At 68.9% G+C, this 14,203-nt stretch carries 13 protein-coding genes and 1 tRNA gene; 8 read left to right on the top strand and 6 right to left on the bottom strand.

What is annotated here, in order from left to right:
- The first annotated feature begins 370 nt into the window (after nucleotides 1-370).
- Together serS and ACFYY7_RS17810 are read left to right on the top strand one after the other, a co-directional pair.
- On the top strand, nucleotides 371-1,660 hold the full coding sequence (gene serS, locus ACFYY7_RS17815; RefSeq protein ID WP_388662450.1) for a serine--tRNA ligase: 1,290 nt from the start codon (nucleotides 371-373) through the stop codon (nucleotides 1,658-1,660).
- Nucleotides 1,657-2,460: an HAD family hydrolase gene (locus ACFYY7_RS17810; protein WP_266731258.1), complete on the top strand. Its 804-nt coding sequence runs from the start codon at nucleotides 1,657-1,659 to the stop codon at nucleotides 2,458-2,460. The genes serS and ACFYY7_RS17810 overlap by 4 nt, the downstream gene beginning before the upstream one ends.
- 88 nt (nucleotides 2,461-2,548) lie before the next feature.
- Here ACFYY7_RS17810 and ACFYY7_RS17805 read toward each other — a convergent pair.
- The 6 genes from ACFYY7_RS17805 to ACFYY7_RS17780 form a co-directional block, all read right to left on the bottom strand.
- Nucleotides 2,549-2,636, bottom strand: a tRNA-Ser gene (locus tag ACFYY7_RS17805).
- Nucleotides 2,637-3,000: 364 nt separating this feature from the next.
- Entirely contained in the window at nucleotides 3,001-3,699 is a 699-nt protein-coding gene (locus tag ACFYY7_RS17800) for a hypothetical protein (RefSeq protein WP_388662448.1), read from the bottom strand.
- A 292-nt stretch (nucleotides 3,700-3,991) separates the two neighbouring features.
- Entirely contained in the window at nucleotides 3,992-4,711 is a 720-nt protein-coding gene (locus ACFYY7_RS17795; RefSeq protein ID WP_388662446.1) for an ABC transporter permease, read from the bottom strand.
- Nucleotides 4,712-4,741: 30 nt separating this feature from the next.
- Nucleotides 4,742-5,653: an ABC transporter ATP-binding protein gene (locus ACFYY7_RS17790; RefSeq protein ID WP_388662444.1), complete on the bottom strand. Its 912-nt coding sequence runs from the start codon at nucleotides 5,651-5,653 to the stop codon at nucleotides 4,742-4,744.
- Nucleotides 5,650-6,558 (bottom strand): ABC transporter permease, encoded by a 909-nt coding sequence (locus ACFYY7_RS17785; RefSeq protein WP_388662442.1) that lies wholly within the window; start codon nucleotides 6,556-6,558, stop codon nucleotides 5,650-5,652. Before ACFYY7_RS17785 ends, ACFYY7_RS17790 begins: the two co-directional genes overlap by 4 nt.
- On the bottom strand, nucleotides 6,548-7,576 hold the full coding sequence (locus ACFYY7_RS17780) for an ABC transporter ATP-binding protein (RefSeq protein ID WP_388662677.1): 1,029 nt from the start codon (nucleotides 7,574-7,576) through the stop codon (nucleotides 6,548-6,550). Before ACFYY7_RS17780 ends, ACFYY7_RS17785 begins: the two co-directional genes overlap by 11 nt.
- A gap of 276 nt (nucleotides 7,577-7,852) precedes the next feature.
- Between ACFYY7_RS17780 and ACFYY7_RS17775 the strand changes: the two genes are divergently transcribed.
- From ACFYY7_RS17775 to ACFYY7_RS17750, 6 genes are all read left to right on the top strand, one after another.
- The gene (locus ACFYY7_RS17775) at nucleotides 7,853-8,704 is read left to right on the top strand and encodes a M24 family metallopeptidase (protein WP_388662440.1); all 852 of its coding nucleotides are present in this window, start codon (nucleotides 7,853-7,855) and stop codon (nucleotides 8,702-8,704) included.
- Complete coding sequence (locus ACFYY7_RS17770) at nucleotides 8,701-10,482, top strand: SDR family oxidoreductase (RefSeq protein WP_388662438.1); 1,782 nt, start codon at nucleotides 8,701-8,703, stop codon at nucleotides 10,480-10,482. Before ACFYY7_RS17775 ends, ACFYY7_RS17770 begins: the two co-directional genes overlap by 4 nt.
- Complete coding sequence (locus tag ACFYY7_RS17765) at nucleotides 10,479-11,456, top strand: MerR family transcriptional regulator (protein WP_388662436.1); 978 nt, start codon at nucleotides 10,479-10,481, stop codon at nucleotides 11,454-11,456. Before ACFYY7_RS17770 ends, ACFYY7_RS17765 begins: the two co-directional genes overlap by 4 nt.
- Nucleotides 11,457-11,625: 169 nt before the next feature.
- Nucleotides 11,626-12,168 (top strand): RNA 2'-phosphotransferase, encoded by a 543-nt coding sequence (locus ACFYY7_RS17760; protein WP_388662434.1) that lies wholly within the window; start codon nucleotides 11,626-11,628, stop codon nucleotides 12,166-12,168.
- 55 nt (nucleotides 12,169-12,223) lie between these two features.
- Complete coding sequence (locus ACFYY7_RS17755; protein ID WP_388662433.1) at nucleotides 12,224-13,135, top strand: LLM class flavin-dependent oxidoreductase; 912 nt, start codon at nucleotides 12,224-12,226, stop codon at nucleotides 13,133-13,135.
- 160 nt (nucleotides 13,136-13,295) lie between these two features.
- Entirely contained in the window at nucleotides 13,296-14,162 is an 867-nt protein-coding gene (locus tag ACFYY7_RS17750; RefSeq protein WP_388662431.1) for a Cof-type HAD-IIB family hydrolase, read from the top strand.
- Nucleotides 14,163-14,203: the final 41 nt, after the last annotated feature.

The raw sequence follows: 14,203 nt of genomic DNA, 5'->3' as shown, positions 1-14,203 counted from the left end.
GAAGGGGGAATTCCCACCCGAACGAGCGTCTGAAGTGGGTTTGAACGGGAAATCCGCGAGCCATCACACAGCCTCCGGAATGCCGACCTCCGGCATCCACAGACCTTCTTCACAGCCTGTGGATAACTTTCGGAAGGCCGAGAACCTGTGGACAAGTAACGATCAACTGCCCTTCCAGGCAAGGGGGATACGTCAAGACGAGTGAAGCCTTCTGCCCCATTTAGGGGAGTAGGCTCTTTTTATTGACGGTCGAGATCGACTTCAGCCGCACAATCTCCCCCAGCATTACCAATTCAGGCAATTAGGGCAAAGTGACACGCTCGGCAATATCGGTTCGAGCAGGGCAAGTACAGGCCGGTAGCCTGGAGGGGTGATTGACCTTCGCCTGCTCCGTGAGGACCCCGACCGTGTTCGCGCCTCCCAGCGCGCCCGTGGAGAGGACGTCGAACTCGTCGACGCCCTTCTCTCCGCCGACGAGCGGCGCAGGTCGTCCGGTGTCCGCTTCGACGAACTCCGCTCCGAGCAGAAAGCGCTCGGCAAACTCATCCCCAAGGCCTCGCCCGACGAGCGCGCCGAGCTCCTCAAGAAGGCCGAGCAGCTGAAGGCCGACGTCAAGGCCGCCGACGCGGCACAGGACGAGGCCGATGCCGAGGCCAAGAGCCTGATGCTCAAGATCGGCAACATCGTCCACGAGGACGTGCCGGTCGGCGGCGAAGAAGACTTCGTCGTAATGGAGACGCACGGCACGATCCGTGACTTCGGGGCCGAGGGCTTCGAGCCCAAGGACCACCTGGAGCTCGGCGAGAAGCTCGGCGCCATCGACATGGAACGTGGCGCCAAGGTCTCCGGTTCGCGCTTCTACTACCTGACGGGCGTCGGCGCGCTGCTGGAGCTCGCCCTCGTCAACGCCGCGATCGCGCAGGCCACCGAGGCCGGTTTCGTACCGATGCTGACGCCGGCGCTGGTCCGTCCGCGCGCCATGGAAGGCACCGGATTCCTCGGCCAGGCCGCGGAGAACGTGTACCACCTGGAGAAGGACGACTACTACCTGGTCGGCACCTCCGAGGTCCCGCTCGCCGCGTACCACATGGACGAGATCATCGACGCCGAGAAGCTGCCGCTGCGCTACGCGGGCTTCTCGCCGTGCTACCGCCGCGAGGCCGGTACGTACGGCAAGGACACCCGGGGCATCTTCCGGGTGCACCAGTTCGACAAGGTCGAGATGTTCTCGTACGTCGACCCGGAGGACGCCGAGGCGGAGCACCGCAGGCTCCTCGACTGGGAGAAGCAGTGGCTCACCGCTCTTGAGCTGCCCTTCCAGGTGATCGACGTCGCCACCGGCGACCTGGGCGCCTCGGCCTCCCGGAAGTTCGACTGCGAGGCGTGGATCCCGACGCAGGGCAAGTACCGCGAGCTGACCTCCGCGTCGAACTGCAACGGCTTCCAGGCCCGCCGCCTGTCCGTCCGGATGCGCGACACCCGCGACGGCAAGAAGGTCCTCCAGCCGCTCGCCACGCTGAACGGCACGCTCTGCGCCGTACCGCGCACGATCGTGGCGATCCTGGAGAACCACCAGCTGGCCGACGGCTCGGTCCGGGTGCCCGAGGTGCTCCGGCCGTATCTGGGCGGGCGCGAGGTCCTGGAGCCGGTCGCCAAGTGACCTTCCCGTACAAGCTCGTCGCGACCGATCTCGACGGCACGCTGCTGCGTGACGACGACACGGTCTCCGGGCGCACCCGTGAGGCGTTGGCCGCGGTCGCCGCGGCCGGTGCCGCGCACATCATCGTCACCGGCCGCGCGGTCCCCTGGACGCGTCACATCCTGGACGACCTGGGCTACGAGGGTCTCGCCGTCTGCGGCCAGGGCGCGCAGGTCTACCACGCGGGCGAACGCAAGCTGCTGACCTCGCTGACGCTGGACCGGCAGCTCGCCGGGCTCGCGCTGTCCAAGGTCGAGGCCGAGGTCGGTCCGCTGGCACTGGCGGCGAGCCGTGACGGGCTCGACGGCGAAGTCATGGTCGGTCCCGGCTACCGGGTACAGGAAGGACCGCTTCCGGCGGTCTTCGTGAAGGACCCCGCCGAGCTGTGGTCCGCGCCCCTGAACAAGGTCTACATACAGCATCCCGAGCTGGACGACGACGAGCTGGCGAAGGCCGCACGCGCGGCCGTCGGCAACCTCGTGGACGTGGTCATGGCCGGTCCGGGAGTGGTGGAGATCCTGCCGCTGGGGCTGAGCAAGGCGACCGGGCTCTCGCTGGCCGCGCGCCGGCTGGGCGTGAAGGCCGCGGACACCCTGGCCTTCGGCGACATGCCGAACGACATCCCGATGTTCGCGTGGGCGCGGCGGGGCGTGGCGATGGCCAACGCGCACGAGGACCTGAAGGCCGTGGCCCAGGAGATCACCGCGTCCAACGAGGACGACGGCATCGCCGTGGTGCTGGAACGCCTGCTCCAGTCGTAGGTGTGCGGGCGCAGGCTTCGCGTACGAGTACGAGTACGGGTACGGGTACGGGCTCAGGGTCGCGCGCGGGTGCGCGGCCCTGCTGCGGCGGAGGATGCGCGGATCGAACGCGCGCGGGGTTCACAGCCCCGACGACGGCTTAGCAAGCCGCTGCCTTACCACTCGGCCAATCCTCCGGGTGGGCGGCCGCGCGATGCGCAGACAAGGCCGCCCCGGGCGTTCTGCTCCGAGCGGCGCGGCGGAGTCGTCGGTGACTACTCCGGTGCCGGCTCGGGTCCGCCCTGCGGGGAACTCGACGGACTCGGACTCTCGGTCATCGTCGCGCTCCTCTCCCGGTCTGTGACGTGCTTGTCGGCGTAGTGCTGTTCTGACCGCGTGTGCCGTCCATGTCGACGTGTGCCGTTCATGTCGACGTGTGCCGTTCATGTCGGCAGGTGCCGTTCGTGGCGGCGTGTGCGGTACCGATCACTGTGCCGGGTACGGCCCTTCGACGCCACCCGTTTTCCGGGTGGGGCCGAAGGGCCGCGAACTCCTGCCGGATCAGCGCTGCTTGTTGCTGCGGCGGCTCAGATCCTTCAGGTTGCGGGCGAGTTCATCCATCCTGCCGTCGATACGGACGATGTCCTCGGACATGTGGCCCAGCCGCACGCTCATGGCGCCGACGACCTGATGGGTGACGTCCAGCCGCCGGTCGAGGCTGTCGAGCCGGTGCGACATCCGGTTGAGGACGGGCACGAGCTCCTGGAGCGCGGTACCGACTCCGGCCAGGCAGCTCTCCACCCGGGTGACGCGGTGTTCGAGCGAGGCGTAGCCCGCCCGCAGGTCCTGCTCGGCGTCGAGCAGATACGTACGGACGCATCGGGCGATGTCGCTGTCGCGAAGAAGCATCGCGACGTTGAGGACGGTCCTGCGGGTGTGGACCCTGAGCTGGGTCGCCGCCTGTGGATAACTTTCCGGCACCTCCCCGCCCCATAGCGACAACATGTCGCCATGGAAGGAGCGCAGGTCAGCGCCGCGCAGAACACGCATCCCGTTCTGCATCAGCTCGGCCTGGTGCCGGTCGGTGAGCCTCTTCACAGCGGCTGTGGATACTTCGAAGTACCGAGCCACATCCTCTGTGCGAAGGTGAATTCCGTCCGGGAGCATGACAAGGCTCTTGACCTTGTCGAGGACATCGACGCGGTCCATCTGCTCCACGCGCAGCGCGCGCGATTCGAGCAGGGCGACTTCTGTGGGCATGGGCAGGCCTTCCGATCAAGGAACGACGATTCGCGAAACCGTCGATGGGCAGCCCTGTCCCGGGCCTGAGGGGCGGAGGACGCTCACGGTTGCCACTCACTCGATGACCGATCCGGCGGGCACTGCCTCGCCGGATCGGCAATCCCTGTTTTCACGAAAGCCACGACGCCACGGATTCCAGTTGCCTCCACGCAGCCTGCTCAACGAACCGATAACCGTACAGTTACGTGTACGACTGTCCGAAAATGCGTCAACCCCCGCCCGGAAGGCGAGGGTTGACGGGTGGGGCGAGTCACTCCTCGCCGGCCAGCTTCAGCGTGCGCAGTTTCTGGCCCGCGTACCAGGTCGCCACGACCGTGACCGCCGCCAGCAGGACCGTCGCGGTCGTCAGCCCGACGTCGGAGGTGATCGCGCCCGAACCGCCGACCTTCTCGGCGACCGCCAGGGACCACTGCTGAACGCTGAGCGTGCGTGCCCCCGGCACCAGGGAACCGAACAGCGCCTCCCACACCAGCGCGTAGACGAGGCCGAAGACGACCGCGTGCCGGCTGACGGTGCCCAGCAGCAGGAACAGCGCGCTGTACGCGATCGAGGCGACCAGTGCCGCGATGGTGTAGGCCACCGCGATCTGCTGGCCGTTGCCGTTGAGGATCAGGCCCGCGATCATCGTCGGCAGCGCGGAGAAGACCATGGTCACGGCGATGGCCACGATCAGCTTGGTGAAGATGATCGTCGGCCGCTTCACCGGCTTGGACAGCAGATAGACGATGGATCCGTCGTCGATCTCGGGGCCGATGGCCCCGGTTCCGGCGATCACGCCGATCAGCGGCACCATCGTGGCGATGGCGAAGCCGCCCAGCACGTCCGAGGTCACCTGGTCGTCGGACCCGGCGAACGTCCGTACCGCCACGGCGATGACCACCAGCAGCACCGGCAGGACGAACAGGATGGCGGCCCGGCGCCGGCCGAGCAGGGCCCGGTAGGTGAGCCGGGCGACTGTGGGGTCGTACATGACGATTCACAGCTCCTTTCAGGCCACTACTCAGGCCGCTACGAGATAGGAAAAGACCGATTCGAGGGACTCGTCGGACGGCGAAACGGTCAGCAGACGGATCCCGTGTTCCCGCGCGACCTTCGGCAGCAGCTCGGTGAAGCGTCCGAAGTCGACCGCCTGGATCCGCAGGGCCCGTTCGCCCAGGTCCACCTCGATACCGGCCGTCGACGGGTCGGCGATCAGCGCGGCGGCGAGGGCACGGTCGTCGCTGGAACGTACGAGATAGCGGTGCGGGCGGTCCGTCATCAGCCGGCGGATCTTGCGGAAGTCGCCGGACGCCGCGTGCCGTCCGGCCACGATCACCTCGATGTGGGAGGCGAGTTGCTCGACCTCTTCGAGGATGTGGGAGGAGAAGAGCACCGTACGGCCCTCTGCCCCCGTCCGTCGCAGCAGTTCCATCAGCTGCATCCGCTGGCGCGGGTCCATGCCGTTGAACGGCTCGTCGAGCAGCAGCACCGAAGGCTCGTGGACCAGGGCGGACGCCATCTTCACGCGCTGGCGCATGCCCTTGCTGTACGTCGAGATCTTGCGGTCCTGCGCGTACTCCATCTCGACCGTGGCCAGCGCCTTCTGCGCCTCCGTGTCGCCGAGCCCCTGGAGCTCCGCGTTGGCGACGACGAACTCGCGGCCGGTCAGGAAGTCGTACATGGCCTCCCGCTCCGGCACGATGCCGATCTCCTTGTACACGGCTTCGTTCCGCCAGATCGGCCTGCCGTCCAGCGTGACCGTGCCGGTCGACGGGGCGAGAAATCCGGCCATCATGTTGATCAGCGTGGACTTTCCCGCGCCGTTCGGCCCGAGCAGCCCGGTGACGCCCGGTCCCACCGTCATGCTCACGTCGTTGACGGCGACCACATTGCCGAACCAGCGCGAGGTGTGGTCGATCTCGATGGTGGTCACAGCCCGACCCTCCGGTAGCGGCGCATCAGTACGGCGTACGAGCCGGCGACGAGCGCGAGAACAACGATCAGATAGACCATGCCGACCCCGGCGTCCGGGCCCGACCCGCCGGGGAAGGCCGAGCTTGCTCCGAGGAACGCGGTCTGCACGCCGCCGATCAGCGTGATGGGGGAGAAGAGCCCCAGCCACTCGACGGCCCCGGTGGAGCCCGTCTGCCAGGCGATGGCCTGGACCGTGGAGACCGCGCCGTAGGTGATGGTCAGCACGGCGATCACCGCGGCGACGCCGAAGCCGCGGCGCGGTGTCAGCGCGGCCATCACCAGGCCCAGCGCGGCGAAGAGCACGGAGAGCAGCCCCACCGAGACCAGCCCCTGCCCGAATCCCTTGGTCTGGTCGGCGAAGTCGAACTTCCCGAGCAGCGCGCCCGCATAGAGGATGACGAGCGGCACGCCGGTGAGGATGAAGAGCGCGGAAGCCATGGCGGCCAGCTTGGCCACGACGTAGTCGACCCGTTCGATCGGCCGCGAGAAGTACAGCGGCACGCTCTTGAAGCGCAGGTCCCTGGAGACCGACTGGGGCGCCTGTGCGGCGAGGAAGAGGCCGATAACGGCCTGGAGATAGATCGCGAACGCGGTGTACTTGATCGGCAGGGCGGTCGCCGTCGGGTTGGCGATGGCGACGGCGTCGATGATCGCCGCGATCATGCACATCACGCCGAAGAGCAGCATCGGCAGCACCTTGGACTTGGCGGAACGGCCGAGTCCGAACGCACCGCGCAGCGACTGCGAGTAGAGCGAGCGCCGCGCATAGCCGCGGCCCAGCCGCGGGCCGTCGTAGGAGCGGTACCCGATGTTGTGGATGCGGGAGGTATCGCTCCCGGCCACGGTCCCGGTCTCAGTGCTCATCGCGACCGCTCCCCTTCTGCTGTGCGGCGTGCTGCTGTACGGCGGGCTGCTGTACGGCTCCGGCGGCCGCAGGCGCGGACGCGGATACGGACGCAGGCGCCCCTTCGGTACGGAAGACCTCGGCGATGTGGTGGCGCCGCTGCTCCATCCGTACGAGGCCGAGTCCGAGCCCGGCGACGCTGTCGCGCACGATGTCGTACGTCTCCTCGCCGACCGCCTCGACCAGCAGGATGTGGCCCGCACCGGGCAGCCCCTGCGCGTCGAGACCGTCCTGGCCGATGAGCTTCACGCCGGCCCGGGTGAGGACCTGGCGCAGCGCGTCGGTGCCGTCCGGGTGGGTGTCGCTGTCGGTGACCTCGACCGCGAGGGTCGCGGTGGTCTGGGTGAAGTCGCTGGTGGAGCTGGAGCGCAGGAGCTTGCCGCCGTCGATGACGACGACGTGGTCGCAGGTGCGTTCCAGCTCGCCCAGGAGGTGCGAGGTGACCAGGACCGAGATGCCGAAGTCGGTGTGGACGCGGCGGATCAGTCCGAGCATCTCGTCGCGGCCGACCGGGTCGAGGCCGTTGGTCGGCTCGTCGAGCAGGACCAGCTGCGGGTCGTGGACCAGCGCCTGCGCCAGCTTCACCCGCTGTTTCATGCCGGTCGAGTAGCCGCCGATGGGGCGGTAGCGCTCCTCGTACAGGCCCACGTGCCGGAGCGTGTCGGCAGTGCGCTCACGGGCCGCCGTCGGCGGCAGTCCGGACATCCGTGCCATGTGGACGACGAACTCGGTGGCCGAGACGTCCGGTGGCAGGCAGTCGTGCTCGGGCATGTAGCCGACCCGTTCCCGGATGGCGGCGCCACTGGTGGCGACGTCGAGCCCGAGCACCGAGGCCCGGCCTTCGGTGGCGGGGGACAGACCCAGCAGGATCTTGATCAATGTGGACTTGCCGGCTCCGTTGGATCCCACCAGGCCGGTCACACCGGGGCCGATGTCCAAGGAGAGCCGGTCAAGCGCGGTCACCCGGGGGAACCGCATGCTGAGGCTTTCGGTCGCGATCACAGTCACATTCCGAAGGTAGTGGCGCGGGCCACACCGGTCGTCAGCCCTGGCGGCTGGATCGGCATCCGACTCCAGACGTACGGGCCCGTAGGGGGCCACCACGGAGGAGGAGGGGCCCGGTCGGGGGCGGCGGCCCGGCCGAGTTGTCCACAGGTCTCCGCACACCCCCTTGACGTAGTCGCCGGACATTGTCACATTCATCAGTGTCACGTTACGGGCACGTACCGCACACGGCAGGGAACGGACGGTGGCATGGCCTCGGCAGTGAAGGACGAAAAGGCCCCGGAGCTGCGGGGGTTCAGAGAAGTCCAAAGCCTTGCGTACGCCTGCGCGGAGGCGGTCGCGGCCCGGCTCGAGCCGGGCGTGACCGAGCGCGAGGCGGCTCGCATGCAGCGCGACTGGCTGCGCGAGCGCGGGGTGCGTGACTGGTTCCACCTCCCCTTCGCCTGGTTCGGGGACCGCACGGCGTTCGCCGGCTTCAAGGTGCCCCTGCAGTTCTTCCCGACCAACCGGAAGCTGGAGCCGGGGATGCCCTTCATCCTCGACATGGCCCCGGTGTACAAGGGCTACACGGCCGACATCGGCTACTCCGGCTGTCTCGGGCTCAACCCCTTGCACGACAAGCTGCTGGCCGATCTGGAGGACCACCGCGAGCTGATACTGCGCGAGGCGCGTGAGCGGCGTTCGCTGCGCGATATATACGAGGACGTCGAACGCCTCATGATCAAGCAGGGGTACGCCAACCGGCATCGCGCCTACCCCTTCGGTGTCATAGCCCACAAGGTCGACCGCGTCGCCGAGCGTTGCTGGTCCCCGCATGTGTTCGGCTTCGGCACCCAGTCCCTCAAGGGGCTGATGAGCGACGCGCTGCACGGGCACCGGGACGGCTGGTCACCGCTGTGGAGTCCGTACCGCTTCTCCGACCATCCACCGCAGCCCGGTCTGTGGGCGGTTGAGCCGCATCTCGGATTCCGCGGTACGGGCGCCAAGTTCGAGGAGATCCTGGTGGTCACCGACTCCAAGGACCCCGAGCAGAGCGCCTTCTGGCTGGACGACGATCTGCCGCATGTGCGGCGCTGGGCCGAGGAAAGGGTGGCGGCATGAATCTCGGGAGCCTGCCGGGAGCGCGCGAGCGAAGGGTGCGTACGGGCGGAATCGAGCTGTGCGTGGTCGAGTTGGGCGACGAGGAGCGGCCCACGGTCGTCCTCGTGCACGGCTACCCGGACAGCAAGGAAGTCTGGACGGAGGTGGCGAAGCAGCTGGCCGACCAGTGGCATGTCGTGCTGTACGACGTGCGCGGGCACGGCCGGTCCACGGCCCCGAAGCCACTGCGCGGCGGCTTCACGCTGGAGAAGCTCACCGATGACTTCCTGGCCGTCGCCGACGCGGTGAGCCCCGACCGGCCGGTGCATCTGGTCGGGCACGACTGGGGGTCGGTCCAGTCCTGGGAGTTCGTCACGGTCAAGCGGACCGAGGGCCGGATCGCCTCGTTCACCTCGATGTCCGGCCCTTCGCTGGACCACTTCGGGCACTGGATCAAGCAGCGGATGACCCGGCCCACCCCGCGCCGGGTCGGCCAGCTGCTCGGCCAGGGCGCCAAGTCCTGGTACGTCTACATGCTGCATACGCCGGTCCTGCCGGAGCTCGCCTGGCGCGGCCCGCTCAGCAAGCGGTGGCCGAAGATGCTGGAGCGCCTGGAGAAGATCCCGGCGGGCGACTACCCGACCCCTTCGCTGCCCGACGACGCGGCGCACGGCGCCTGGCTCTACCGCGACAACGTCCGCGCCCGGCTGAGCCGGCCGCGCACCGACGCCTACGCCCATGTGCCGGTCCAGCTGATCACCCCGACCGGCGACATTTTCCTCTCGGAGAAGCTGTACGACCAACTGGAGCTGTGGGCCCCGCAGTTGGTACGCAGGACTCTCGACGCCAAGCACTGGGTGCCGCGCACCAGGCCGGACCAGCTCGCCGCCTGGATCAGCGAGTTCGTCGCCGCGAACGAGGCCGCCAAGGAGGACGGCCGTCCGGTGCAGGACACCGCGCCGACCGGGGCGTACGCGGACCGGTTCGGCGGCCGGCTGGTTCTCGTGACGGGCGCGGCGGGCGGCATCGGCAGGGCCACGGCTTTCGCGTTCGCCGAGGCGGGCGCCCGGGTGGTGGCCGTGGACCGCGACGCGGAGGGTGCGGCCAGAACGGCCGAGATGGCCCGGCTCATAGGAGCCCCGGCGGCCTGGGGCGAAGCGGTCGACGTCAGCGACGAGCAGGCGATGGAGAAGCTCGCCGAGAAGGTCGCCGCCGAGTACGGAATCGTCGACGTCCTGGTCAACAACGCCGGGATCGGTCTCTCCGGCTCCTTCCTGGACACCACGAGCGAGGACTGGAAGAACGTCCTGGACGTCAATCTGTGGGGCGTCATCCACGGTTGCCGGATCTTCGGCAGGCAGATGGCCGAGCGGGGCCAGGGCGGCCATATCGTCAACACGGCTTCCGCCGCCGCCTATCAGCCGTCCCGGGCGCTGCCCGCGTACAGCACCTCCAAGGCCGCCGTGCTGATGCTCAGCGAATGCCTGCGGGCCGAGCTCGCCGAGCGGTCGATCGGGGTCAGCGCCATCTGTCCCGGCATCGTCAACACGAACATCACCGCGACGACGCACTTCGCCGGTGCCGACGCGGCGGAGGAGAAGCGGCTGCGGAAGCGGACCAGCCGGCTCTACGGGCTCCGCAACTACCCGCCGGAGCGGGTGGCCGACGCGATCCTCAAGGCGGTGGTGCGCAACCAGGCCGTCGTGCCGGTGACCCCGGAGGCCCGCGGCGCCCGCCTCCTGTCCCGGTTCAGCCCCGGCGCGCTGCGCGGGATCGCCCGGCTGAAGCCGCCGCTGTGAACGGCCCCGGACGGCCGTCGGCGGCGGACCGGCAGTCCGCCGCCGAGTACCGGATCGAGGACCTGGCACACGCGAGCGGGGCCACGGTCCGCACGATCCGCGCCTACCAGGACCGCGGCCTGCTGCCGACACCGGAGCGGCGCGGCCGGGCCAATGTGTACCGGGACACCCATCTCGCCCGGCTCCGGCAGATCGCCGATCTGCTGGACCGCGGTTACACGCTGGCCAGCATCAAGGAGCTCCTGGACGCCTGGGACACCGGCCGCGGTCTGGGCGGGGTGCTCGGGCTCGTGGCCGAGGTGCACGGCCCCTGGACGGACGAACAGGCCGACCGGATCACCCTGGACGAGCTGATCCGAAAGTTCGGCGGCGCTCCGGACGACGAGGCGGTCGCCGAAGCGGTGGAGCTCGGCGTGCTCGAACCGATCCCGGGCAGGGACGACGAGTTTCTGGTACCCAGCCCCCAAGAGCTGGCCGTAGCGGTCGAGTTGCACGCGGCGGGTGTCCCACTCAGCGCAATCTCCGGGCATTTGCGGGAACTTCGCGGCCAGGTCGAGCAGATCGCCTCGCGCTTCCTGGAGTTCACCACCGAGCACGTTTTCGCCCGCTATCTCGGCCATCGGCCCCCGACCGACGCGGACGCGGCCGAGGCGGCCGCCATGGTACGCAGGCTGCGTCCGCTCGCCCAACAGACGGTCGACGCCGAACTCGCCCGTGCGATGCGGACGTTCGCGACCCGCCATCTGCATCATCACCTCGCCTCGGACACACCTCTCGGATCCGATACCCCGCACCTCGCGACGCGTCGCGTGGATCTCCCCTCCGAGACAATCCGGTCCGTCCAACAGCTGGTTGGCGCGGAGAACGTCTCCGCCTTCATCACGGCTTCCACGGAACGTGAGGTGCAATCAAGGACATTGGACGCACTCGCTCCACTTATCCATAAACCAGAGCAAATTAACCAAAACGGTTGATTCTACCTACACTTGTCCACAGAATCGCCAATTAGCCTGTGGATAACTCAAGTTGACTGTGGATCAAACCTGTGGACGAAACTTTCCTCAGCGCGGCCGAGAATTGTTCCAGCACATCGTGAGCGAAACCCGGATGCGCCGACGAGACGATCACCGGCACCCTGGCGACATGGACGAAAGACGCACCGTCAAGGTGTCCAAGTACCTCTCGAAGCATCTGCGCCATCAGCCGGAGCGGATCGGCATCACGCTCGACGCGAACGGCTGGGTGCCGATCGACACGCTGCTGCGTGCCATGGCACGCAACAACGTCCCCCTCACCCGGGCCGAGCTCGACCATGTCGTGGCCACGAACGACAAGCAGCGTTTTGCCGTGGAGAACGGCCGGATCCGCGCGAGCCAGGGCCATACCGTCCCGGTGGACCTCGACCTGCCACCGGCCGAGCCGCCCGCGTACCTGTACCACGGCACGGTGGGCCATGCGCTGGACTCGATCCGGAACGAGGGCCTGCGGCCCATGGCCCGCATGCACGTCCACCTCTCGCCCGACCGCGAGACGGCGACCAGGGTCGGCGCCCGGCGGGGCCGGCCCGTCGTCCTGTCCGTGGACGCGGGCGCGATGCACCGCGCGGGCCACATCTTCCACGTCAGTGCCAACGGCGTCTGGCTCACCGCTTCCGTACCGCCCGAATTCCTGCGGTTCTGCGACTGACCAGCGGCTCAGCCGCGTGCCCGCACGGAGCAGACCCGTCCGTTTCCGGGCCCGTATGGTCGTATCCATGCGTCTGAGCACTGTGATCCTCCCCATCCACCGCTGGAGCGAAGGCCGGAAGGTCTGGCAGCGTGCCGAGGAACTGGGGTTCCACGCCGCCTACACCTACGACCACCTGGCCTGGCGGACCTTCCGCGACGGCCCCTGGTTCGGCGCGGTGCCGACTCTCACCGCCGCGGCCGCCGCCACCGACCGGCTCCGCCTGGGCACCCTGGTCACCTCCCCCAACTTCCGGCACCCCGTCACGCTCGCCAAGGACCTCATCACGCTCGACGACGTCTCCGACGGGCGCCTCACCCTCGGCATCGGCGCCGGCGGCAACGGCTTCGACGCCACGACACTGCGCCGGAGCGACGAGGAGCCGTGGACGCCGCGCGAACGGGCCGACCACTTCGACGAGTTCGTACCGCTGCTCGACCAGCTGCTGCGTGAGCCCGCGGTGACGTACGAGGGCACGTTCTACGCGGCGAACGAGGCCCGGAACATTCCCGGCTGTGCGCAGCGGCCCCGGCTGCCGTTCGCGGTGGCCGCCACCGGCCCGCGCGGAATGAAGCTCGCCGCCCGGTACGGCCAGGCCTGGGTCACCACGGGCGACCCGAAGCTTTACGAGACGGGCACCCCGGAGCAGTCCGTGGAGGCCATCCGCGGGCAGCTCACCAGGCTGGGCACCGCCTGCGAGTCCATCGGCCGGGACGCCGCCGAGCTGGACAAGATCCTTCTCACCGGTTTCACCCCGGACCGCCCGCTCCAGTCGCTCGATGCCTTCGTGGACTTCGCGGGCACCCACTTCGCGCTCGGTTTCACCGAGATCGTCATCCACAACCCGATCCCCGACTCCGACTTCGCGGCGGACGAGAAGGTCTTCGAGCGCATCGCCACCGAGGGCCTGGCCCAGCTCGGCCGCTGAGCCGGCCGCCGCCGGAACCGGCCCGCCGGAACCGGCCCACAGAACCGGCCCACAGAACCTCTGGCATATGCACCGGGCATGTTCACCTGGTCAGGGGCGTGCATCCTCAGATGTGCGCCCCTCCGCACGCCCGTGCACCCTCGTACGTGAGAATGGACGGGTGACCTCAGCTACCGACTCGCCTTCGCCTGCCACAATCCGGCTGATCGCCACCGACCTGGACGGCACCCTGCTCCGCGACGACAAGACGGTCTCCGACCGCACCGTCGCCGCGCTGGCCGCTGCCGAGGAGGCCGGTATCGAGGTCTTCTTCGTCACCGGACGCCCGGCCCGCTGGATGGACGTCGTCAGCGACCACGTGCACGGCCACGGCCTGGCGATCTGCGCCAACGGCGCGGCGGTCGCCGATCTGCACGCCGGCGGCGAGCTGGTCAAGGTCCGGCCGCTGGAGCGCGCCATCGCCCTCGATGTCGTCCGCTCGATGCGCGCCGCCGCGCCCGGCACCACCTTCGCCGTCGAGCTGGCCACCGGAATCCACTACGAGCCGGACTATCCGCCGTTCCACCTGGACCCGGGCGCCACGGTCGCCGTCGCCGAGAAACTGCTGCACGAGGAGACGCCCGGCACCGGTGTCCCCGTGCTGAAGCTCCTCGCCCACCACGCCACGCTGACCCCGGACGACTTCCTCGCCCTGGCCCGTACGACGGCCGGCGACCGGGCCTCCATCACCCGGTCCAGCCCGACGGCCCTGCTGGAGGTCAGCGGTCCGGGGGTCTCCAAGGCCAGCACGCTGGAGCTCTGCTGCACCGAGCGCGGCATCTCGCCCGCCGAGGTCGTCGCCTTCGGGGACATGCCCAACGACGTGGAGATGCTGAGCTGGGCGGGCACCTCGTACGCGATGGGCAACGCCCACCCCGCCGCGCTCGCCGCCGCCACCGGCCGGACCGTCACCAACGGCGAGGACGGCGTCGCGGTCGTCATCGAGCGGATCATCGCAGAGCGCCGGGCAGCCGCCACCGGGCGCTGAGCCCGGACAGCCGGGCCCCGCATGCGTGGACAGGCGCTTCG

The sequence above is a fragment of the Streptomyces sp. NPDC001933 genome, assembly GCF_042890955.1.
In the GTDB taxonomy this organism is placed as follows: Bacteria; Actinomycetota; Actinomycetes; order Streptomycetales; family Streptomycetaceae; genus Streptomyces.
Note: the sequence above shows the minus strand (reverse complement) of the source record. Positions and strands in the feature narration are given on the sequence as shown.

Bases quoted from the DNA above. Each gene is read 5' to 3' on its own strand.
- ACFYY7_RS17800 (WP_388662448.1), bottom strand. From the start codon at position 3,699: ATGCCCACAGAAGTCGCCCTGCTCGAATCGCGCGCGCTGCGCGTGGAG.
- ACFYY7_RS17795 (WP_388662446.1), bottom strand. From the start codon at position 4,711: ATGTACGACCCCACAGTCGCCCGGCTCACCTACCGGGCCCTGCTCGGC.
- ACFYY7_RS17785 (WP_388662442.1), bottom strand. From the start codon at position 6,558: ATGAGCACTGAGACCGGGACCGTGGCCGGGAGCGATACCTCCCGCATC.
- ACFYY7_RS17780 (WP_388662677.1), bottom strand. From the start codon at position 7,576: ATGCGGTTCCCCCGGGTGACCGCGCTTGACCGGCTCTCCTTGGACATC.
- ACFYY7_RS17775 (WP_388662440.1), top strand. From the start codon at position 7,853: ATGGCCTCGGCAGTGAAGGACGAAAAGGCCCCGGAGCTGCGGGGGTTC.
- ACFYY7_RS17770 (WP_388662438.1), top strand. From the start codon at position 8,701: ATGAATCTCGGGAGCCTGCCGGGAGCGCGCGAGCGAAGGGTGCGTACG.
- ACFYY7_RS17760 (WP_388662434.1), top strand. From the start codon at position 11,626: ATGGACGAAAGACGCACCGTCAAGGTGTCCAAGTACCTCTCGAAGCAT.
- ACFYY7_RS17755 (WP_388662433.1), top strand. From the start codon at position 12,224: ATGGTCGTATCCATGCGTCTGAGCACTGTGATCCTCCCCATCCACCGC.